The organism is Streptomyces sp. NPDC048290 (assembly GCF_040652095.1).
GTDB lineage: Bacteria > Actinomycetota > Actinomycetes > Streptomycetales > Streptomycetaceae > Streptomyces.
The window spans coordinates 148,464-168,657 of sequence record NZ_JBEZLM010000019.1; the positions used below are offsets into that span (position 1 = coordinate 148,464).

The 20,194-nt window shown below is 69.4% G+C and carries 19 protein-coding genes and 1 pseudogene; 9 read left to right on the plus strand and 11 right to left on the minus strand.

The genetic code is table 11. The features are described 5' to 3' along the window. Positions 1–387 precede the first annotated feature (387 nt). Positions 388–555: pseudogene (locus AB0D49_RS28950) on the minus strand (IS5/IS1182 family transposase); the annotation flags it as partial. Positions 556–990: 435 nt separating this feature from the next. On the opposite strand from AB0D49_RS28950, the gene AB0D49_RS28955 reads away from it, so the two are divergent. From AB0D49_RS28955 to AB0D49_RS28965, 3 genes are all read left to right on the plus strand, one after another. Next, positions 991–1,839, plus strand: coding sequence for an alpha/beta hydrolase (locus AB0D49_RS28955; RefSeq protein WP_362762643.1), 849 nt, complete (start codon positions 991–993; stop codon positions 1,837–1,839). 343 nt (positions 1,840–2,182) lie between these two features. Then, the gene (locus AB0D49_RS28960) at positions 2,183–2,911 is read left to right on the plus strand and encodes an alpha/beta hydrolase (RefSeq protein ID WP_362762645.1); all 729 of its coding nucleotides are present in this window, start codon (positions 2,183–2,185) and stop codon (positions 2,909–2,911) included. Positions 2,912–3,846: 935 nt separating this feature from the next. After that, entirely contained in the window at positions 3,847–4,131 is a 285-nt protein-coding gene (locus tag AB0D49_RS28965) for a hypothetical protein (protein ID WP_362762647.1), read from the plus strand. A 97-nt stretch (positions 4,132–4,228) separates the two neighbouring features. On the opposite strand, the gene AB0D49_RS28970 is transcribed toward AB0D49_RS28965, so the two are convergent. The 5 genes from AB0D49_RS28970 to AB0D49_RS28990 all read right to left on the minus strand — a co-directional run bounded on the left by AB0D49_RS28970 (position 4,229) and on the right by AB0D49_RS28990 (position 9,267). Continuing rightward, positions 4,229–4,942, minus strand: a complete 714-nt coding sequence (locus AB0D49_RS28970) for an SDR family oxidoreductase (protein WP_362762649.1) — start codon at positions 4,940–4,942, stop codon at positions 4,229–4,231. 9 nt (positions 4,943–4,951) lie between these two features. Beyond that, a complete protein-coding gene (locus AB0D49_RS28975) occupies positions 4,952–5,968 on the minus strand; it encodes a nitronate monooxygenase (RefSeq protein WP_362762651.1) in 1,017 nt (338 codons plus the stop codon). A 485-nt stretch (positions 5,969–6,453) separates the two neighbouring features. Further along, positions 6,454–7,044, minus strand: a complete 591-nt coding sequence (locus tag AB0D49_RS28980) for a TetR family transcriptional regulator C-terminal domain-containing protein (protein ID WP_362762653.1) — start codon at positions 7,042–7,044, stop codon at positions 6,454–6,456. A gap of 188 nt (positions 7,045–7,232) precedes the next feature. Beyond that, positions 7,233–8,672, minus strand: coding sequence for an NAD(P)/FAD-dependent oxidoreductase (locus tag AB0D49_RS28985; protein WP_362762655.1), 1,440 nt, complete (start codon positions 8,670–8,672; stop codon positions 7,233–7,235). 292 nt (positions 8,673–8,964) lie between these two features. Then, positions 8,965–9,267, minus strand: coding sequence for a hypothetical protein (locus AB0D49_RS28990; protein ID WP_362762657.1), 303 nt, complete (start codon positions 9,265–9,267; stop codon positions 8,965–8,967). On the opposite strand from AB0D49_RS28990, the gene AB0D49_RS28995 reads away from it, so the two are divergent. Next, complete coding sequence (locus tag AB0D49_RS28995) at positions 9,266–9,388, plus strand: hypothetical protein (RefSeq protein WP_362762659.1); 123 nt, start codon at positions 9,266–9,268, stop codon at positions 9,386–9,388. The genes AB0D49_RS28990 and AB0D49_RS28995 overlap by 2 nt on opposite strands. Positions 9,389–9,407: 19 nt before the next feature. On the opposite strand, the gene AB0D49_RS29000 is transcribed toward AB0D49_RS28995, so the two are convergent. The 4 genes from AB0D49_RS29000 to AB0D49_RS29015 all read right to left on the minus strand — a co-directional run bounded on the left by AB0D49_RS29000 (position 9,408) and on the right by AB0D49_RS29015 (position 12,467). Beyond that, positions 9,408–10,010 carry a VOC family protein gene (locus AB0D49_RS29000; RefSeq protein WP_362762661.1) on the minus strand — a complete coding sequence of 201 codons (603 nt, stop codon included), beginning with the start codon at positions 10,008–10,010 and terminating at the stop codon, positions 9,408–9,410. A gap of 155 nt (positions 10,011–10,165) precedes the next feature. Continuing rightward, positions 10,166–11,020, minus strand: a complete 855-nt coding sequence (locus tag AB0D49_RS29005; RefSeq protein ID WP_362762662.1) for an alpha/beta hydrolase — start codon at positions 11,018–11,020, stop codon at positions 10,166–10,168. A 251-nt stretch (positions 11,021–11,271) separates the two neighbouring features. Further along, positions 11,272–11,991, minus strand: a complete 720-nt coding sequence (locus tag AB0D49_RS29010; protein ID WP_362762664.1) for a hypothetical protein — start codon at positions 11,989–11,991, stop codon at positions 11,272–11,274. A gap of 50 nt (positions 11,992–12,041) precedes the next feature. Further along, entirely contained in the window at positions 12,042–12,467 is a 426-nt protein-coding gene (locus tag AB0D49_RS29015) for a hypothetical protein (protein WP_362762665.1), read from the minus strand. 362 nt (positions 12,468–12,829) lie between these two features. Here AB0D49_RS29015 and AB0D49_RS29020 point away from each other — a divergent pair, with 362 nt between their 5' ends. The 4 genes from AB0D49_RS29020 to AB0D49_RS29035 all read left to right on the plus strand — a co-directional run bounded on the left by AB0D49_RS29020 (position 12,830) and on the right by AB0D49_RS29035 (position 17,346). Continuing rightward, positions 12,830–13,846: an alcohol dehydrogenase catalytic domain-containing protein gene (locus AB0D49_RS29020; RefSeq protein WP_362762667.1), complete on the plus strand. Its 1,017-nt coding sequence runs from the start codon at positions 12,830–12,832 to the stop codon at positions 13,844–13,846. 192 nt (positions 13,847–14,038) lie between these two features. After that, positions 14,039–15,592, plus strand: coding sequence for an MFS transporter (locus AB0D49_RS29025; protein ID WP_362762669.1), 1,554 nt, complete (start codon positions 14,039–14,041; stop codon positions 15,590–15,592). A gap of 33 nt (positions 15,593–15,625) precedes the next feature. Further along, positions 15,626–16,258, plus strand: coding sequence for an isochorismatase family protein (locus AB0D49_RS29030; protein WP_362762671.1), 633 nt, complete (start codon positions 15,626–15,628; stop codon positions 16,256–16,258). 251 nt (positions 16,259–16,509) lie between these two features. Next, positions 16,510–17,346: an enoyl-CoA hydratase/isomerase family protein gene (locus tag AB0D49_RS29035; RefSeq protein ID WP_362762672.1), complete on the plus strand. Its 837-nt coding sequence runs from the start codon at positions 16,510–16,512 to the stop codon at positions 17,344–17,346. 546 nt (positions 17,347–17,892) lie between these two features. Here the strand turns inward: AB0D49_RS29035 and AB0D49_RS29040 are convergent. Further along, positions 17,893–18,456 (minus strand): hypothetical protein, encoded by a 564-nt coding sequence (locus AB0D49_RS29040; RefSeq protein ID WP_362762673.1) that lies wholly within the window; start codon positions 18,454–18,456, stop codon positions 17,893–17,895. Positions 18,457–19,026: 570 nt separating this feature from the next. On the opposite strand from AB0D49_RS29040, the gene AB0D49_RS29045 reads away from it, so the two are divergent. Then, the gene (locus AB0D49_RS29045; RefSeq protein WP_362762674.1) at positions 19,027–20,169 is read left to right on the plus strand and encodes an alpha/beta hydrolase; all 1,143 of its coding nucleotides are present in this window, start codon (positions 19,027–19,029) and stop codon (positions 20,167–20,169) included. Positions 20,170–20,194: the final 25 nt, after the last annotated feature.

Consider the following 20,194-nt stretch of genomic DNA (forward strand, 5'->3'; position numbering starts at 1 on the left):
AGCTGATATCTGCACTGCGATATGTGTGATGTGTGCCGTAGCTGCGGGGGTATTGGGTGTCTGATCACGCCCACCACGGCGCTCCGGTCAGGGCGAAGACTCGCTGCATAGCCGACGCCGTGGGCGGTGGTGACCAGGGCAGACGGCTGTTGCCCGAGCGCGTCGAGATGCCGGGAGCGGATCGCAGATCGCCTTCCGTACATCGGACTCTGTCACTGCGGCCTGGCCGGGCAGTGCCGCCAGGAGACCGTGTCACTGATGCGGTCGTGATGTCAGGACGCCAGAGTGCGAGTTGTGACGAGCCGGGCCAGGAGTGCTGCCGTCTGGTGGGAGGAGTGGCCCGACAAGCGGGCCTGGACGTCCATGTCGACCTCGGTCTGGGACGGTTGTGAGGGTGACGTGGTCTTTGGCCCAGGTGACAAGTTCGCCGCCGTAGGCGGAGTCGGTCCAGACCAGGGTGATTTGAGGGTGGGCGGGGCGGAGACGGACGAGGAAGTCGCGGGCGGTGTGGGCGTCGTGGAGGCTGGGGCGGGTGACCATCGTCATCGCCGGCAGGCACATGAGTGTCCACGGCGAGGTGGGGCGTGGGCGCGGTGGAGGCGGACGAGGCGAGGCCACTGAACAGGGCGGTCCCTCGCGGTAGACACGATCGCCGACGCCGACATACGCCTGCCCGTCATCGTCGCCGAGCAGGCCGCCGCTTGGTTGGCTCGGCGACATGGCATCTGGCGTAGATCAATACGGCGTATCCGCGGACCTGACCGCTGCGCCACGGGTGGGCGTTGCTGACCCTTCCCGCGCCGTGTAAGGAGGCGGCCCGAGCCGGATCCCGACATGAGCATCAGGTTGTAGAGCAAGCTCCGAACGCCGTGACGCCATAGTGCCGCCTTCCCAGGGTGGCGGGTCAGTACTTGACAGTCGTAAGACGACCGGTCATATTTACATCGATCATCGCCGGCCTCCGGTCGGAACCACACAGGGAGGTTCACCATGACCGCCTACACAGCTGCCGCAACCCACCTGGCGCTCGCGGCCAACGGCGTCAGCTACGCGTACCGAGACTTGGGAACGGACACCGGAGCACCACCGCTGGTGCTGCTCCAGCACTTCCGCGGGAACTTGGACAACTGGGACCCCGCGCTGATCGACGGCCTGGCGGTGGGCCGCCGGGTGATCACCTTCGACAACACCGGTGTGGGCGCTAGCACGGGAAGTACCCTGCACACCGTCGCCGAAATGGCATACGACGCGATCGCGTTCCTCGACGCGCTGGACCTGGACCGGGTGGATCTGCTGGGTTTCTCCCTGGGCAGCTTCGTGGCGCAGGAGATCGCCCTGTACCGACCCGACCTGGTAGGCAGGATCGTGCTTGCCGCCTCGGCGCCGCAAGGCGCGCCGGACATGCACGGATGGAGCCCGGACGTCATCGCGGCTGTGGGCGGCCGGGAGCCGTCACCGGAAGGGTATCTGCGCGTGTTCTTCACCAGGACGGCCCAAGGGCTGGCGGAGGGACAGCGGGCCGCAGGTCGGATCTTCGCCGGGCGGACCGAGCACCGGGACGAGCCGACGACCTGGCAGACCCGGCAGGCTCAGTACGACGCGGTCACCCGCTGGGGCATCCCGGACCACTCCAGGCTGGAGCGCCTGCGCGGCATCGAGCAGCCGGTGTTCGTGGCTGGTGGTGACAACGATCCGATGATCCTGCCCCGGTACTCCCACCTGCTGGCCGGGCTCCTACCTGACGCCCGGATCAAGATCTACCCGGAATCCGGGCACGGGTTCCTGTTCCAGCACCACCAAGAATTTGCTGCGGACGTCGCCGACTTTCTCGGCGCCTGAGGTGCGTCGTCACCCGCCGCTCTCCCGCTGAGCCAGGTCGGCGGAGCTGGCTCACCGGTGTCACGGGCCCGTTCATGGCCGGTCGGCGCAGGCTCTCGTGCCCGGTGTGCGAAGACTGTCCCCGGCCGGTCGTGTGATGGCTGTGACTACGACGCCCCACTGGCCTCGTTCCCTCGGGAGGAGCGAGTCACCGGGGCCGGCCGTTGCCTGTTCCCTCACCCCTGCTGCGGGCGGGCCGTCGCCTGCTCCCTCGCGCACCGCCACCACCCGCCAGACCGGAGGGCCGGGGCGCCACTGTACTCGCGCCGACACTGGCGCAACCATGACAAGGAGAACTCTAACCATGAACAACACCTCGCCGGACAAGCCCACCATCGTGCTTGTCCACGGTGCGTTCGCAGATTCATCCAGCTGGAACGGTGTGGTCGAGCGCCTCCAGTGGGACGGCTACCAGGTGATCGCCGCCGCGAACCCGCTGCGGGGCCTGGCCGATGATGCCGCCTACGTCCGCAGTGTGCTCGACAGCCTGGACGCGCCCGTCGTGCTCGTGGGGCACTCCTACGGCGGCGCCGTGATCAGCCAGGCTGCCGTCGGCAGCCCGAACGTCAAGGCGCTGGTCTACATTGCCGCGTTCATCCCCGCAGCGGGTGAGAGCGCGCTGGAACTGTCGAACAGGTTCCCCGGCAGCACACTCGGACCAACCCTCGACGATGTGGCGTTTCCGCTGCCCGGCGGCGGCACAGGCACCGATCTGTACATCAAGACCGACGCCTTCCACGCCCAGTTCGCTGCTGATGTCCCTGAGCCGGTCGCCAGTCTCATGGCCGCCACACAGCGCCCCGTGGCCGCGTCCGCCCTGGAGGAGAATGCCACCGAGGCCGCTTGGACGACCATTCCCTCTTGGAACCCGGTAACTACCGAGGACAAGAACATCCCCCCGGCCTCCCAGCTCTTCATGGCCAAGCGCGCCGATGCCCACACGGTCGAGATCGAGGCATCCCACGCCGTGGCGGTCTCCCAGCCGGGCGCCGTAGCCCGCCTGATCCGGCAGGCCGCGCGCGCGACCCGCTGACGCCCCTCAGAGGCCGCGAATCAAACCACGGTCCCGCACCTCGGTTCGGCCCAGGGCCGATGTGGGCCATCGTGAGCGGTCGCCGTGCTTGCACCGGTCGGCCTGGGAAACACCTGCGCTTCCCGGACCAGGGAACAGCGGTCGCCTGTCCTGGCATGGGCGTGCTGTGGTGGCGGGTGCCCCTGCGCGGGGCCCATCAGACAGAGGGTCCCGGCTCGCCTTTCGCTTCGGTCGGACCAGGGGTGCTCACTGGGACCGGAGGGTTCCGGCGTGGGCGCAGGGAGCCATGGAAGGCGGCGGAGCCGATGGTGACGGCTCCGCCTCCGGCCACCCTGAGTGATGGGCTCCGACTGGTGCTCGTGATGGGGCGGACGATGACCAGGTGGCTGGCGCGGAGCAGACCGAGGAGAGCCACATGTGCGCGGCCCGGCTCTCCTCGATCCAGGTGCCGTCCATCAGCCGCCCTTGACTACGACGGCAAGGCCGAGGAAATCCGGGATCACCGCGCACACGGAGTGGGCAGCGAGGGGTCCCGAGGTCTTCAACATGAGGCTTGGAGTCCCTGACCCGCCCGGCCACCGGAGGTGCAGGTCGACAGGCTCCGCGCCGAGCGACGCTCTGCTCACCGTGGCCTCGGACAACTACGGCCCCAAGACGCCCGGTTCGCCGACAGTGACGACTCCGCGCTCACCGTCGGTGGGATCGGGCCGACGGCGACGACCAGCCAGCCGACTCTTCGTCCACCGGCCCGCGTGTCGTGGATCGGCGGTCAAGCCCGCCGCCACCGCTCCGGGCGTCGACATCACCACCGTGGCCGGACGCCAAGGCAAGCCTATCGCCCAGGAGTTGGGCGAGCACCCCTAGCCATCCCGCACCCCTTCCAGCGCTTCGATGGCCACCTGGCACGTCGCGGGCGCTGCGGCGATCCTGAAGCTGTGCCCGCCAAAATGGGGATACGCCGAACTGAAGAGTGCCCGGACCGGTTCCGCCGGGAAGCGACTCGTACAGCCCCGTTCGAGCAGGCCGCGGCCGTACGCAGGGTCGACCGGGCTGTTGAGCGGGCCGTCGTCGCCGAACCCGAGGCACTCGGCTCCGGCACCCAGCTCTTCCGGACACTGACGACAAGCCGGTCAGGCACGGCCGTCTCATCCCGCGCCAAGGTCACGGACAAGAACGGCAGGCCGATGCTGCTCACCTACCGGGCGTACACCGGCAGGTGAGCAACCGAACGGTACAGCTGTAGGCAGCAGCCGGGGGCGGGTACGACATCGTCGTACCCGCCCCCGGCCTGTGTCTCCCCGTTCTCCCGGGCGCGGGTCAATGGCCGGCGCTCTGCCCGCCGTCGACGTGGAGGATCTCGCCGGTGATGTAGGGGGAGTCGTCGAGGAAGGTGACCGCGGAGACGATGTCGCCGGGCTCTCCCATACGGCCCACGGGGATGAGGCCGCTGAGGGCGTCGTGGGCCTCCGTGGGGTTCATCGGGGTCTTGATGATGCCCGGTGACACGGCGTTGACCCGGATGCCGTGCCGGGCGTACTCGATGGCCAGGGACTTGGTTGCGGACTGGAGGCCGCCCTTGGTCAGCGAGGTCAGCGCGGAGGGGACGTGGGAGATGGCGTGGTCGACCAGGCTGGAGGTGATGGTGACGACATGGCCGGTGCCGCGGGTGAGCATGTGGTCGATGGCGGGCTGGGCGAGGTGGAAGAAGCCGGCCAGGTTCACGCCGACCATGGTGGCGAACTCGTCCCGGGTGTAGTCGGTGAAGGGCCTGGCGAGGAAGATCCCCGCGTTGCTGATGAGTGTGTCGATCCGGCCGAACCGCTCCACACCGGCGGCGATGACCTGTTCGGCGGTGGCGGGTTCGGAGATGTCTCCGCGGACGGTGATCAGGTCCGGGTCCCCGGAGGGGGCGATGGTCCGGGAGGTGGCCACGACGGCGTGCCCGCGTGAGCGGTAGGCGGCGACCAGTGCCGCACCGATGCCCTGCGACGCACCCGAGATGACGACGACCTTCTGGTTCTGCGTGCTCATGACGGCCTTTCAGCGCTGTGTGCGGGTGAGGACGTGCTCGGCCTGTTCCATCAGCTCGTGGACGATGTCCCCGGCCGGCCGGATGTCGTGGACCAGGCCGACTCCCTGGCCCATCAGCCAGGGCATCTCCTCCCAGTCGGCCTCGGTCGTGGGCACGGGCGGCAGGACGTTGAACTTGCGCAGGACGCTGTCTTCGCCCTGGAGGTGTGTGGTGCCGACCTGTTCGAGGCCGTCGCGGGCGGTGGGTACCTCGGCCAGCCGGTGGTCCCATTCGGACACGACGCGGTTGCGCTGGACGCGCATCGGGTTGAAGTCGGGCCACTCGGGTCCGAAGATGCTGGTGCGTAGGGTGTCTTCGCCGTGGGCCGTGACCAGGCGGTGGTGGTGCTCGGGGTGGACCTGTGCCTCGTGGGAGGCGACCAGGCGGGTGCCGACCCATACGCCGTCGGCGCCCAGGCACAGGGCCGCGGCGGCCTGGCGTCCGTCGGTGATGCCCCCGGCGGCGAGGACCAGGGCCCGGTCACCGACGGCGTCGACGACGGCGGGCACACCGACCATGGTGGGCAGGCCGCCGTAGTTGTGCCCGCCGGCCTCCCAGCCCTGGGCGACGACGACTTCCACACCGTCCTCGACGGCCCGCTCGGCCGCCGCCGCGGAACCGACCTGCTCCCACACTGAGATCCCGGCGTCGCGCAGTCGCCGGATCTGTTCGGCCGGCGGGTGGCCCCAGTGGAAGGAGACGATCGGTACGTGTTCCTCGATGCAGACCTGTATGAGGTCGGTGTTGTCGAAGTAGGTGATCAGGTTGATGTGGAACGGGGCGCCGTTCACGCTCGCGCGGATCTCGCGAACCGTGTGCCGGAGGGTGTCCGGGGGCATCAGCCCGGCGCCGACCGCGCCGATGCCGCCCGCCTGTGAGACGGCGATGGCCAGGTCCGGGGTACCGGCGGCGAAGGCCATTCCCGCGCAGACGAAGGGGTAGGGGACCGCGAACCTCTCGGTGAACCTGGTGGACAGCACACTCATGCCGGCCTCTCTTTCGAAGTGTCGTATTGGCGCGGTGACAAGGGAGTTCGTGATCACCGTCTCACTGTGAATATGACCGGTCGTTTTGGACGTGTCAAGTTGGCTTCGCCAAGTCGGTACTGCGGCGACTGTGTGATGGATCCCCGCCCCGGGGCGGCGGGTTCGTAGACAGGGCTGGGGGCTTCCTACGGGGTGAGGCCCCCTCCTTACCCGACCCCGACCCCGACCCCGACCCCGACCCCGACCTCGGGCGGCTGGTGGCAGGTCCCCGGCCATCCGGCTCCGGTCGAGGAGAACGGCGATGCCGAACGGGCGAAGCGGGCTGTACACGAGGGCGACCTCACACCCCACTGACCCGAGGGGACCCCGCCAAGCCGGAAGGGCAGAGCCGGGAAGCAACGAAACGCTCACGGAGAGAACCCCGGACGGGGACCTTGCTCTTCCAGTACGACTCTTCCGATCCCACGACGCTCAGTCGGGGCCTGTCACGCCTTGCCTGAGCCTGCCTCAGTCTCGGGCGGGTCGATGAACAGTGAATCGAGGGCGAAGAAGAAGTCGTCGAGCGGCATCGCCTTGCGTATGACCTTCGCTCGCAGCACCGCACCCTCCCACGCGCTGACCAGGAAACGCGCGAGCATCACAGTGTCCACATCGCCGGCCAGTGCGCCGTCCGCATTCGCCTCGTCGAGCGCGGAGGCAAGGGCCGACTCCCAACAGGCGAACTTCCCGGCCACCTCCGCCCGGATCACCGGACTCTGTGCCGACAGCTCCGACCCGAAATTCCCCAGCAGACAGCCCCGGGCATAGCCGAACTGTTCAAGGGCATGTGCCATGTACCCGAAGTGCTGGCGGATGCGTTCGACGGCGTTGGTCGTGGTGTCGGAGAGCAGGCTTATCTGGCGTCCGCGGGTGTGGCGCCGCATCACCTCGACAGCTATGGATTCCTTGCTGTCGAAGTGGTTGTAGAAGGAACCCTTCGGGGTTCCGGCCGCGTCGGTGATGTCCTTGATGCCGCTGCCGTTGAAGCCGTGCTCATGGAAGCGGTCGGTAGCAGCCTCGATCAGCTGCTCACGCATGCTGGGCCTGGGCATCTTCCACACTCCTTTCCCTGTTGCTGGAGACGATCAGTTCTCTTGCATACGCGCAGTCTGCGCGCCAGAGCTTCTTGGAAGCACAGGGCCTTCCGCGTCACACGGCGACGACAGAGTCAGCAGGTACGTGTCCCGCACTCAGGTGATGTCCACAGCGCCGGGGAACACCGCTCTCACCCCCGGTATGTCTCCAGCAACCGCAGCCATACCTCACCGATGGTGGGGAACGCCGGTACCGCGTGCCACAGTCGTTCCACCGGTACTTCTCCGGCGATCACGACGGTTGCTGAGTGCACCAGTTCCGCGACGCCGGGGCCGACGAAGGTGACGCCGACGACGGTGCCCCGCTCGGGGTCGACGAGCATCCGCGCGCGTCCCTGGTACCCGGGGAGGTACTGCTGTGCCCCCGCCAGCAGCCCGAGGTCGTAGTCGACCACGTCGACCCTGCGCCCTGTGCGTTCGGCGTCGCGTGTGGTGAGTCCTACGGAGGCGACTTCGGGGGCGGTGAAGACGACCTGCGGTACGGCGACCTTGTCGGCGGTGGCCGTGTGCCTGCTCCACGGGGAGGCGTCGACGGTTTCGCCGTTGGCGCGTGCGCCGATGACGGTGCCTGCGATGCGGGCCTGGTACTTGCCCTGGTGGGTCAGCAGGGCACGGCGGTTGATGTCGCCGACCGCGTACAGCCAGTCGCCGGGCACATCGGTGACGCGGAACGTGTCGTCCACGTCCAGCCAGCCGCCGGGGACCAGTCCCACGGTCTCCAGGCCGAGGTTCGTGGTGCGTGGTGTGCGGCCGGTGGCGACGAGGATCTCGTCGGTGACCAGTTCGCCGCCGTCGGTGAGGGTGATCCGTATCTCGTCGCCCGCCTCCCCGTGTGGGGCGAGCGATGCCACCTCGACGCCGAACCTTATGTCGGTACCTGCCTCGCGCAGTGCTGCGGTGACCAGTTCTCCGGCGAAGGGTTCGGCGCGTTCGAGGAGTTCGCCGTCGCGGACGAGCAGGGTGACCTGTGAGCCGAGTCCCTGCCATGCCGTGGCCATCTCCACGGCGACCACTCCGGCGCCGACCACGGCAAGGCGTGCGGGGACGCTCTGGGCGCTGGTGGCTTCCCGGCTGGTCCAGACGGGGACGGTGTCGATGCCGGGGATGTCGGGGAGGGCGGCGGTGGTGCCGGTCGACAGGACCACGGCGTGGCGGGCGGTCAGCCGTACGGCTTCCCCGCCGGGCAGGTGGACGGTCACCTTGCGGGGGCCGTCGAGCTGTCCGTGGCCGCGCAGCAGGTCGACGGAGACGGAGGCGAGCCAGTCGGCCTGGTCCTCGTCCTTCCAGTGGGCGGCCATCCGGTCGCGGTGCGCGAGTACGGCCTCCACGTCCAGCGTCCTGGTGCCCGCCGCGCCGAGTCCGGGTATCCGGCGGGCTTCGGCGTGGGCGAGGACGGGGCGCAGGAGGGCTTTGCTGGGTTCGCAGGCCCAGAACGAGCATTCGCCGCCGAGCAGTTCGCGTTCCACGATGACGGTGCTGAGTCCGGCGGCGCGGGTGCGTTCGGCGACGTTCTCGCCCACGGGTCCGGCACCGATGACGATCACGTCATAGGTACGGGAGGTCTCATCCATCTCGGCTGTTCCTTTACTGTCTCGGTCAACGTTCGCCGTGTGCCGGCGATCCCTTGGTGTGGGCGGGGGCGGGCGGTCAGGCTGTGGGGGCGAGTACGAGACGCAGTCGTGCCTCGCCCGACATCATGCGTTCGGAGGCTGGGCGTGCCTGGGAACCTGGCCGGGCTTCCGTCCCGCTGTTGGCGCTCGACCAGACGGAACAGCGGCGCCCTGACGCCTCGACAGCTCGGCGCGTGGACACGTCTCTTTCACACAGGTGGATTGCCGCGACCGGTCGGCCGCCCGGCGGACGTCAGTCGTCGGCGCTGTAGTGGAGCAGGAAGTCGCGTTCGTGGTCGCGTCCTGCGTCGGGGTCCTGTTTCGGGGTGGAGGGGTGGCTGGCGATGGTGTCGTCCAGGGCGATCCGCGCGGGCAGCTGCCGGAAGCGGTCGGGGCCTGTGTCCTCGGGGTGCTGCTCACGGGCCATGTGCAGGGCGAACCGCTCGATCCAGTCTGTGTCCGGCGAGTACGGCACGCCCAGGGCATCGCCGTGCTGCTGGGCGGCCCGCCGTATGGCGTCGGCGAGGTCCGCCGTCGATGCGAAGGTGATCCTCATGCTCTTCCCTCTCGTGCTCGGCCTTGTGACGTTCGGTGCCGGGGGACCGGAGAGGACGCCGCTGCGCGCCGCCTGCCAGGGGCGGGGCGAAGACTCCGGCGTCCATCGGACGGCCCGGTGAGTGCCGGCCCGCCCGCTCGTCACTGCGACGGATCGCCGCCGGTCTGCTCGGCTGCGATGTGGTGGGCGTACCAGTCCCACTGGGATCGGGGCTGGGTGCCCTGGTGGTGGGGGTCGGAGGCTGCGGCGCGGCGTAGTGCGTCGGCGAGGGCGGAGGGGGAGTTGAAGCTGAGGGTCGAGGGGTCCTGGCGTCCGGGGAGGCGGGTGGTGACTTCCTGGACGGTCCAGCTGTTGCCGTCGGGGTCGTTGAAGGAGAGGAAGGAGCCGTAGCTTGCGCGCTGGGGGTGGGGTCCGGGGACGCGGGCGTCGGTCCCGGCGTGGTGGAACACGCCGCCGGCGTCGTGGAAGACCTCGCTGGGCTCGGCGCCGCGCTCCTTGAGTTCCTGGTGGGTGGCTTCGATGTCTTCGGTGATGAGGTGGAGGCCCTGGGCGGTGCCGGGGGTCTGGGAGGTGACGGAGGTGCCGAAGATGACGGAGGCGGGGGAGCCGGGTGGGGTGACCTGGACGACGCGGAAGTGCGGGTCGGTGGTGATGTCGGCGTCGAGGCGCCAGCCGAGTGTGGTGTAGAAGGTTTTGGCGCGGTCGACGTCGGCGACGGGTATGACGACTACTTCGAACTTCATGTCCATGGCCTGGGCCCTTTCTCGTCTTGTGGGTCGGGGTTCGTTGTGTGTGGTGGCCGGGGCGGCGCGTTGGGGTGGGGCGCCGCCCCGGCCTTGGCGCGACCCGTCCCGGGGTGGGGGGAACCCGGCGGGGCGGGTCGCGGCTCATGGGGCGGTCAGCGGACGGTCGCCTTCGCGGCCTGTTCGATGACGTCGGTGACGGTGTCGGGGCGGGTGAGGGTGATGGCGTGGGAGGCGTCGACCTCGGTGATGCGGGCGTGGGCGCGCTTGGCCATGAAGGTCTGGGCGTCGGGGTTGATGGCGTGGTCCTGGGTGGCGATCACGCTCCAGGAGGGGGTGGTCTTCCAGGCGGCCCTGGTGGAGATGTCGGTGAAGATGTTGGCGGCGGCGGGGCGTTGTGCGGCGGCGGCGATGTCGGCTACGGCCTCGGGGGCGTCGGCGGCGACGATCTCGTGGAACTTGTCGGGCTGGACGGAGAGTTCGGTGCCCGTGCTGCCGTCGGGAAGCGGGTAGGCGGTGGGGACCAGCGCATTGCCGAGGGGTGCGGGCGGGAAGTTGCTGTTCACCGAGGTCACGCTTTCGCCGCGGTCGGGGGCGAAGGCGGCGATGTAGACGAGGGCTTTGACCTTCTTGTTCCCGGCGGCGGCCTGGCTGATGACGGCGCCGCCGTAGGAGTGTCCGGCCAGGACGACGGGGCCGTCGATGGTCTTGAGGACGCTGCGCAGGTAGGCCGCGTCGTCGGCGAGGCCGCGCAGCGGGTTGGCTGGTGCGATCACCTGGTAGCCGTCGCTCTGGAGGCGGCCGATGACGCCGCTCCAGCTGGACGCGTCCACGAAGGCGCCGTGCACGAGGACGACGGTGGGCTTCTGCTTCGGTGCCGGGCTGGTCGACGTGGCCGAGGCTGACGCGGGCACGGTGAGCGCCAGCGCCACCGCCGTCGCCCCCACCGCCGCCACGCCGAGAGTGAGAACGGAATTGCGGGGGCGGGAGAGGACGGTCTTCGCCTTCATGAGGAATCTCCTTGGGATACGGCCGTGTTCGGCCGGCTGAGCCTGAGCGGCTACGGCGGGGAGGCGCGCACAGCACACGTTGATGTGCGGGCGCCTGAGGACTGCGCGTAGGGGCTCAAGGGTCTTGGCCACTGTGACGCAGAGAAGTCAATGTGAATTAAATGTGACCGGTCATCTTAAGTCTGTCAAGCCTGAACACCTTTGTATGTTGGCCGACTTGCAGCCGACGCGGTGGCTGTGAGGCGGTGGATTCAGGAGAACCGGATGTCGCTGTAGTCGATGGACACCATGAGTTCGCTGCGGATCGGGCGCAGGTCCTTGTCGCGGCGGTACGCGCGGCGTCGGGTGGGCAGCCGGATGCCGTCGGCATCGGTGATGTCGTAGACGTACTGTGCGGCGGCGAAACCGCCGGCGATGTCGACATGGTAGTCGTGGCGGCGCAGCAGCAGGTCAGGGCCGAAGTAGAAGTCCTGCTGGGGGCTGTGACTGGCGATCGTGGCCGGGAAGGTCACGCGCAGTCCGCGCCACTCCTCGCCGTCTTCCTGCCAGGGCGCGATCTCCTCGGCCCGGAAGCCGGGCATCGCGAACAGGAACGGTGTGGTGAGGTAGGTCCACATGGCGTAGCCGTTGAAGTACGCCCGGTCCAGGGGATCCCAGGGGGTGTCCAGGGCGTGGCCGTCGAACGAGGTGCGCGGGAAGGGGCGTTCGGCGACAACGGTGCCGTCGGTTCTCTCGATGGCGACCCGGTCCGCGGTGAAGTCGGTCCGCTGGTCGGGAGCGCCGAACGGGGCGACCGACGCGCGCTCCTCGTGCAGGCGCACGGTCATCTCGCGAGGCGTCGGGTCCTGGGGGAGGCCCTTGAGCGCGAAGAGGTCGCCGCCGCTGACGACCGTCGCTCGTACGGAACTGAGCTGCCGCCAGCGGTCGAGGCCGCCATGGGCATCGAGGATGTTGTCGAGCAAGGTGCTCATGGTGTGGCCGAGCCTTTCCGGTGGTGTGGCTGGGGCTGTTCGGGAGAGCGTCAGATGCCCTTGAGGGGCGCCTTGAAGGACTTGCGGAACACGGGTGCGGCGAAGGGGAGGATGGTGGCGACCATCCTGCTCTTGAGTGTCGAGGGGTGCCGTTCCAGTTCGATGTCGACCCGGCTGCCGGTACCTCGGGGGGTCGTGCGGAACACCCAGCCGCCGCCCGGCCCGAAGACCTTCGAGTCGTGGGTGGTGATGACGACGGTGTTGGCGTCGGGTTCCCATTCGTAGCGGACGCGTTCCCAGGCGTCGGCCGTTCCTTCGGTCACCTCGGCCCAGGTGTCCCCGAGCTGGTGGACCTGGAAGTGCTCCGCGTCGATCGTGGGCCAGGTCTCGGCGCGGGCGGGGCTGAAGTCGGTCAGCACCCGCATGACTTCGGCCGGGGTGAGTGTCGAGTCGAGATGAAAACGCAGGGTTGCCATGCCTACTCCTTGCGCGGTGGCGTGGTAGGTGGGGCGGCGGTGTGTTCCGCCGTCGGGGCGCGAGGCCCGTCGGATGTGTACCGGCAGCAAAATATGACCGGTCGTCTTGGGAATGTCAAACGTCGGTCCGGGCGACCTCCGGCGGGTGGGCTCCCTGGGGAGTGTTCGCCCTCCGGTGTTCGGTCGTGGCTGCCCGCTGGCCCTCGGGGGGCCGATGCGGGGCGGCCGGGGGCGCTGTCCGTAGCTGCCGTGCGTGCCTGGTCGGAGCTGGCGCGGCGTGCCCGTCGGCCCGCTTGACATCTCTCAAAGCGACCGGTCATATTGAAAGCGGAGTGTGACAGCGAAGAGCGAAGGAGGAGTCCTTGTCCACGTACCGGGCATTCGAGGCGACGGGCGGCCGGCGGTTCCGGCTGGTCGAGAGAGAGGTCCGCGAGCCCGGACCGGGGGATGTGCGGGTGCGGGTGGATGCCTGCGGTGTGTGTCATTCCGATGCGGGGACGGTGGACAGGCCGGACACCGGCACCGAAGTGCCGATCGTGCCGGGACACGAGGTCGTCGGTGTGATCGATGCCGTCGGGGCGGGTGTGCGGGGCTGGAGCGTGGGGGAGCGGGTCGGGATCGGCTTCCTCGGCGGGCACTGCGGCCAGTGCGAGCGCTGCCGCCGTGGTGATTTCGTCAACTGCGCCGACCAGCCGCTGACCGGGATGACCACCGACGGCGGATACGCCGAGGTGGTCCACGCCCGGAGCAGTGCCCTGGTGCGGATGCCCGAGGGGCTCGGGCCGCTGGAGGCGGCACCTCTCCTGTGCGCGGGGCTGACCATGTACGCGGCCCTGGGGAAGCTGTCGTTGCGGCCGGGGTCGCTGGTCGCGGTCCAGGGTATCGGCGGGCTGGGTCACCTCGGCCTCCAGTACGCCACCCGCCTCGGCTACCGGGTCGCGGCCATCGCCCGTGGTCAGGCCAAGGAGGAACTGGCCCGGCACCTCGGTGCCGACCACTACATCGACAGCACCGTCCAGGACCCCGCCCACGCGCTGCGGCGCCTGGGCGGCGCCGACGCGATCATCGCCACCGCCGCCAGCGGCGCCTCGATGAGCGGCCTCGTCAATGGACTGGCCCCGCAAGGACAGTTGGTCGTCGTCGGTGTCGCCTCCGACCCCGTCACCTTCAGGACGCCCGAACTGATCCTCGGCACCCGCACCATCAGCGGCACACTCACCGGCACCTCGATCGAGAACGAGGACAACCTCGCCTTCAGTCTGCGGCACGGCGTCCTGCCCATGACCGAGGTGATGCCGCTGTCCCAGGCGCCCGCCGCCTACGCGCACATGATGTCCGGCCAGGCCCGGTTCCGCGTGGTGCTCGACGCCACCGCCTGACCCGCAATCCCCTGCGGGCAGCGGGAATCAGCGGAACGGCGAGTCATACCGACGCCGTACGCCCGACCGCCGCACACACCCATCCGGTGGTGCCGCCCCCGTCCCTCGGCCGCCGTACCCCGCAGCCCCGAACCGTCCTCGACGCGCTGTCCTAGAGGCCAGCCGGGCGTCGACTCACCCCGGAAGAATTCCATGTCACCCGATCAGACCGCCGCCCAGGCCGCACAACGGCATATCCCGGTGGCGCCGAGGGCGAAGAGCCCCTGGCCCGGATTCACCGTCGTCAGCCTTGGCCAGCTCGGACTGTTCCTCAATCTCACCCAGACCACAGCCACCCTCGCCGCCGTCCAGGACGCGCTGCACACCACCGGCGCCGAACTGGTCTGGATCGCCAGCGTCAACGCGATGATGGTGGCCTGTTTCGTCCTGGCCGCCGGTACGCTCGGTGACATCCTGGGCCGCCGCCGGGTCTTCACCGCGGGTGTCCTGCTGCTCGGGCTGGGCAGCCTCCTGGTCTTCCTGGCGCCCTCCGCGGCCGTCGTCATCGCCGGACAGGCGATCATGGGACTGGGCGGCGCCGCCATCCTGCCCACCAGCCTGGCGATCGTCACCAGCAGTTTCACCGACCAGCACGCGAGAACGACCGCCGTCGGCATCTGGGTCGCGGTGTCCGGTCTCGGCCTCGCACTCGGCCCCATCCTCGCCGGCGCGGTGCTGCTGTTCGCCTCCTGGCAGACGGTGTTCCTGGTCAATGTCGTACTGGCGGCCCTGATCCTGGTCCTCACCCCGCGCTACGTCAGCGAGAGCCGGGTGCCCGGCCGCCATCTGGACCCGCCCGGTCTCGTACTGACCGTGATCGCGATCGGCCTGCTCAACTTCGCTGTGATCGACGGGGGTTACGAGGGTTTCGGCGCCCCGAAGGCGCTGTGGGCGTTCGCCGGGTTCGTACTGGCCCTGGCAGCCTTCGTGGTGGTCGAGACGCGCACCCGTACACCGATGCTCCATCTGAGGCTGTTCCGCAACGCGTCGTTCACCGTGGCCAATCTGGTCGCCCTGGTGGCCCAGTACGCGTTCGTGGCCATCGCCATCGCCCAGGTCCTGTACTTCCAGCGGGTCCGCCAGGTATCCATTCTGGAGACCGGCCTGATCACGCTTCCGCTGACAGCCTCCTATCTGCTGGTCAGCGCGGTGGCCGGACGGGTGGTCGGCAGGCTCGGCTTCAAGGCCACCCTCACCCTCGGCTCTCTGACGGCCGGCACCGGAACGCTGCTGATGCTCACCCAGACCGCGCACACCCACGCGGCGCTGATCGGTGTGTTCCTGGCGGCCTTCGGCGCGGGCGCCGGGCTGGTCCTGCCGCCGAGCACCGCCGTCGCCGTCGTCAGCGCGCCCGCGTCCGAGGCGGGCATGGCCGGGAGCACCGTCAACCTGTTCCGGCAGATCGGGAACACCCTCGGGGCCAGCATCACCGGCACCATCGTCACCAGCGGCCTGGTCAGCCGGCTGCCGGAACAGCTCACCCGGCACGGCGTCGCGCCCGAAGACGCCGGGGACATCACCGGCCGTGTCACCTCCGGCACCCCCCTCGACTCCCTCCCCGCCGCAATCCGCGACAACGTCACGGCCGCCTTCGGGGACGCGTTCACCGCCTCACTCCACCTCGCCGTCCTGATCCCGGGCGTCGGAGCCCTCCTCGCCGCCCTGGCCGCACTGATCTTCGTGCACAAGCGCGCCCGGCAGCACTGAATCCACTTTCTGCTTTCCGCCCCGGAGGCTCACATGGACATCGAAGCACGCACCCCGCAGAACACCGCGTTCGTCCTGGTCGACTACGTCACCGGCTACGCCAACCTCATCCGGACCCAGCCCATCGCCGACAACGTCACCGGCGCCGTCGCCCTGGCCCGCATGGCGCTCGGCTACGGGGCGCCGCTGGTGGTGACACTCGGCCCCGAACGCGACCCGCGCGGCACCCTCTACCCCGAACTCGCCCAGGAGATCGGCGACCTCCCCCTCGTCCACCGCGCCGGTTCCTTCGACGCCTTCGGCCACCCCGGCTTCGAAGCGGCCATCGAAGCGACCGGCGTACGCCACCTGGTGATCGCCGGACTCACCACCGAAGGCTGCGTCCTGCGCACCGCGGTCGGCGCCCTGCGTCGAGGGCTCGGCGTGACCGTGGTCGTCGACGCCACCGCCGGCTCCACCCAGGTCGCCCACGACACCGCCCTGACCCGCCTCACCCAACTCGGCGTCACCCTCACCACCTGGCTCTCCCTGGCCGCCGAACTCCAGGTCACCTACGACAACGCGGAGACCGTAGGAGTCTTCCAGTCGGTCCAGGCACTGGACCCGTCGTACGACATGAACGCCCAGCAGCTCTCCAACGCCCTGCGTCTGGGCGCCGGCGGCTGACCACCCACCGGCGTACCGCGAACCCGGCAGCGGCCTGGGGACGCGCACGCCGCGGGGCCATCATCCCTGACACTCCGGCGCGGCCGACCAGGCACGGGCCGGTACTGAGGGACAGTGGGCGGGTGGCCGCGCCGCTGGAACCGCCTTTCGTGCCTGCCGCCGACGAGCGTCGCTTCGACGCCGTCCCGGAGTGCCGGGCACGGCCCGGCCCTTCCCCGCTTCCCATGCTCGCCCCACGCGAAGGAGTCACCATGAGCTTCACCTACCCGTCGATCCGGACCCGGCTGGAGAACGGCGTACTGTTCGCCACCCTCGACGCGGGCCCGCTCAACCTGCTCGGTGTCGACCTCGTCCGGGATCTCGTCTCACTTGTCGACACCCTGTACAGCGACCCCGGCGATGTGCGAGTCGTCGTTCTCGACAGCGCGTCACCGGAATACTTCTCGGCGCACGTGGACCTCACCGCCGTACCGGAGTACACCGCGGAGGCCGCGAAGGCCGGCGGCCCCGGAGACGGCTCACTCGGTATGTTCCTGTACAAGCTCGCCCGCGTCCCGGTGATCACCATCGCCAAGGTGCGCGGCCGGGCCCGGGGCGGCGGCGACGAACTCGCCCTGGCCTGCGACATGATCTTCGCCGCACGCGAGAACGCGGTCTTCGGCCAGTTCGAGGCGGGCACCGGCTCGGTGCCCGGCGCGGGCGGTATCCAGCACCTCGCCCGGCGCCTCGGCAGGACCCGGGCGATCGAGGCCCTCGTCAGCGCCGACGATTTCGACGCCGACCTCGCCGAGCGCTACGGCTGGATCAACCGCGCCCTGCCCGACGCCGAACTCGACGGCTTCGTGGAGCGCCTGGCCAAGCGCATCGCGGGCTTCCCGCCCCAGGGCGTCAGGGCCGCCAAGCGCGCCGTCAACGACCTCACTCTGCCCGAGCCGGCCGCTGTCCGCTCCGACGCCATGGCCTTCCGCGACCTGGTCGCCCTGCCCGAGAGCCGCGAGCGCCTCGGCCACCTGGCGGACCGGGGCCTCCAGAGCCCCGGCGACCTGGAACGCGACCTCGGCGAGGCAGTGGGCCAGTACCCGCACTAGGCCGACTCACCGGGATCATCTGCGCTTTCGTCTGGCGTGCCGCTGAGCCGTTGTCGCCGACCTCGACCCCGACCCCGACCCCGACGCCATCGCCTGGAGGTTCCGGACCGGCTCGCGGTAGGTGCCCCCGCCCTCCGAGTGCGGTCCTGGAGGGGCAGTTGCTCACGGCTGAGGCAATGCGCCATGGACGGCACCTGGGACATCCCCACCGCCCTGCTTGCCCAAGCCGATGCCGAGGGCGAACTGAGCTGGATCGTCGCGGTGGGCTCCACCATCGTGCGTGCCGAACAGAACGCGGTCGGCGCCCGTGGGACGGGCCCCGGCCGGCGAGCCTGCCCATCGCGCCGACCGATGCTCACGCGGCGGACTGAACTCTGGCGGGCCGGGCTCACTCGTCGAAGGCCCGCCGGGCAGCCACCCGTCCGCCCGGCCCGGCGTCGCCACACCTGCCAACTGCGGCGACAGCGCCGTCCGTCCCGGTTGCTGGAGTGATCGCTGCCGTCGGTGACCGCCAAGCAGCCGCGGCAGTGCCGACCTGAGGAGGGATCAGTCCCTGTCGGCAGTTTCCCGGTTGGCGGCTCGTTCCACGCTCGCGGCGTAGTGGGGTGCTTCAAGTGCGTTGTGTTGTTCCACGGCCTCCCTGCGCGCTTCCACGGCCTGCTCGAAGGGGATGCCGCGCTCCTGAAGGGAGGCCACGAAAGCCCGGGTGGGCCGACTGAGGATCGTGTTCGTGAAGGTCGACCGGTTGGTGTCCAGCGCGGTGACGCTGAGATCCCAGATGACGTGCTGGTACTGCCACCCGTCCGGGGTCTGGGACTCCGAGAGGGACACCATGCGGCAGTGGTGCGGCTCAAGGATCTCTGCGACGTAGTGCTGGATGAGCAGCACACCGCCGACTTCTTCGACGTTGATGCTGACCAACTCGCCTTCGGCGTTCCGGCTCCAGCCGCACGCCTTGTGATCGGGAACCGCGCAGGCCTGGTACTCCTCATCCGTGAGCTGGGACAGCCATGTGCCCAGGTCGATCTTGTCGAGCGGGGCGTTGACGACCGCGGTCTGCGTGGACTCGGCCAGGACGTGGTCCTCGGCGATGTCGTGGGTGCGGGACATGTCAGGAGTGCCTCTCCGGTAGGTGCGCTTGCTGGTTCGTGTCTACTCAAGTACGTGCGGAAAGCCCGCATTTGAGGTCCTTGGCGAGGCTAGCCCAACGTGCTTGACACTAGCAATACGACCGGTCATATTTGAAGCGGATGCTAGAAGGTTCTCCTGTGCCAGCCGAGTAGGAACCGCCGTCGAGAACCGTCCTACGACGTAAGGAGCAGGGGTGGCGATCCGGCGCCGCAGCATCTGGTACGACGACACCTAGCGACAATCCCCAGGCAGGTCAGAGCATCGGCCAGCCTCAGGGACATCCGCTCCACCCGAACTCGGCGGTTGCGGCCGACGCCCTCGGCGCTCGAACGCGACCTGGGAGCGGGTGCATCCACTTCAAGGACCATCACCGCGGCTGCCACCGGCACTCCCGGTGCGACGCGGCTGATCTGCTTCCCTCCGATCGAAACCCGGGACCGGTCCCCTGCGGTCCGAGTCCCTTCCCGGATGGTGGGCTGGAACATGAGAACAGATCGCCTTGGGCAGACAGGCATTCGCTTCCGGCGAGGCGGTGAAGGGGATCGCGCCGTGGTGTTCGTCCACGGCTTCCTGGACGACCAGTATGTCTGGGACCCCCTGATCGCCGAGCTGGACACTTCAGGCACCGAGTACATCACCCTCGACCTCGCGGGCAGCGGCGATCGTGCGGCAGCCGACGGGCCCTTCACATACGACCGATTCGCGGCAGAGGTCGGCGCCGTGGTCGATGCCGTCGGCAGACCCTTTGTGATCGTCGGACAGAGTATGGGGGCAGCGGTGGCCGAGCTGGTCGCCGCCCAGCGTCCCGACCGAGCCCTCGGCCTCGTGCTGATCACACCGGTTCCCCTGTCCGGCATCCACCTGCCGGACGAGGCAATAGGCCAGTTCCAGGGCCTGGGCGGTGACGGTGCGGGGCAGCGCGCGGTGCGCGGCCAGTTGTCCGCGACCATGCCGGACGGAGAGCTGGATCGGTTGGTGGCGGTCGGGGAGCGGGTACCGCCGCAGATCGTCCGGGACTTCGCCGACTGCTGGAACAACGGCCATCCGTCAGGCGGGCAGGCCAGCGGCTACACGGGCCCGGTACTGATCCTCCACGGAGAGGCCGACGGTTTCGTCACCGAAGAACTCGTCAGCACCGCCGTCGCACCCCGGTTCTGCTCCGTGGAGTCAGTGTCGGTCCCCTCGGGCGGGCACTGGGTCCACCTGGAACAGACCGCCATGGTCGCCGCCCATGTGGAACGCTTCCTGGCCGCGCTCTCCCGGCCCGGCGTCGCACCAGCTCCCGAAGCGGCGGGCGGACAGGGCTGGACCGGCGCCTTCACCCAGAAGTCAGCCGCGGCCTTCGGCGCCGCCTTCGCCCCGGACGTCGAGCTAGAGGCCAGCGTGCTCACCCGTCCGATCCACGGCCGGGAACAGGTCATGGCCGTCATGGGCACGGCCAGCACGATCTACGAGTCGCTCACCTTCGCCCGCGAGACCACCGACGGTGACCGGACCTACCTCGAATGGGAAGCCACCGCCTTCGGTGGTCTGGCGATCCAGGGCGTGACCGTGCTGACCAAGGACGCGGACGGCCAGATCCGACGAGGCGCTATCCATCACCGGCCGCTGGGAGCCGCGCTGCGCTTCTCCGCCGAACTCCGTGACCGGCTGCGCGGGCGGGTAGCAGCAGACCATTTCCACCAAAGCTAGGCACTGTCACACCGCAGGAGGCGGC

Excerpts from the sequence above, each read along its gene's own strand:
- AB0D49_RS28955 (WP_362762643.1), top strand. The coding sequence starts at position 991 with ATGACCGCCTACACAGCTGCCGCAACCCACCTGGCGCTCGCGGCCAAC.
- AB0D49_RS28960 (WP_362762645.1), top strand. The coding sequence starts at position 2,183 with ATGAACAACACCTCGCCGGACAAGCCCACCATCGTGCTTGTCCACGGT.
- AB0D49_RS28970 (WP_362762649.1), bottom strand. The coding sequence starts at position 4,942 with ATGAGCACGCAGAACCAGAAGGTCGTCGTCATCTCGGGTGCGTCGCAG.
- AB0D49_RS28975 (WP_362762651.1), bottom strand. The coding sequence starts at position 5,968 with ATGAGTGTGCTGTCCACCAGGTTCACCGAGAGGTTCGCGGTCCCCTAC.
- AB0D49_RS28980 (WP_362762653.1), bottom strand. The coding sequence starts at position 7,044 with ATGCGTGAGCAGCTGATCGAGGCTGCTACCGACCGCTTCCATGAGCAC.
- AB0D49_RS28985 (WP_362762655.1), bottom strand. The coding sequence starts at position 8,672 with ATGGATGAGACCTCCCGTACCTATGACGTGATCGTCATCGGTGCCGGA.
- AB0D49_RS28995 (WP_362762659.1), top strand. The coding sequence starts at position 9,266 with ATGCTCTTCCCTCTCGTGCTCGGCCTTGTGACGTTCGGTGCCGGGGGA.
- AB0D49_RS28990 (WP_362762657.1), bottom strand. The coding sequence starts at position 9,267 with ATGAGGATCACCTTCGCATCGACGGCGGACCTCGCCGACGCCATACGG.
- AB0D49_RS29000 (WP_362762661.1), bottom strand. The coding sequence starts at position 10,010 with ATGAAGTTCGAAGTAGTCGTCATACCCGTCGCCGACGTCGACCGCGCC.
- AB0D49_RS29005 (WP_362762662.1), bottom strand. The coding sequence starts at position 11,020 with ATGAAGGCGAAGACCGTCCTCTCCCGCCCCCGCAATTCCGTTCTCACT.
- AB0D49_RS29010 (WP_362762664.1), bottom strand. The coding sequence starts at position 11,991 with ATGAGCACCTTGCTCGACAACATCCTCGATGCCCATGGCGGCCTCGAC.
- AB0D49_RS29015 (WP_362762665.1), bottom strand. The coding sequence starts at position 12,467 with ATGGCAACCCTGCGTTTTCATCTCGACTCGACACTCACCCCGGCCGAA.
- AB0D49_RS29025 (WP_362762669.1), top strand. The coding sequence starts at position 14,039 with ATGTCACCCGATCAGACCGCCGCCCAGGCCGCACAACGGCATATCCCG.
- AB0D49_RS29030 (WP_362762671.1), top strand. The coding sequence starts at position 15,626 with ATGGACATCGAAGCACGCACCCCGCAGAACACCGCGTTCGTCCTGGTC.
- AB0D49_RS29035 (WP_362762672.1), top strand. The coding sequence starts at position 16,510 with ATGAGCTTCACCTACCCGTCGATCCGGACCCGGCTGGAGAACGGCGTA.
- AB0D49_RS29040 (WP_362762673.1), bottom strand. The coding sequence starts at position 18,456 with ATGTCCCGCACCCACGACATCGCCGAGGACCACGTCCTGGCCGAGTCC.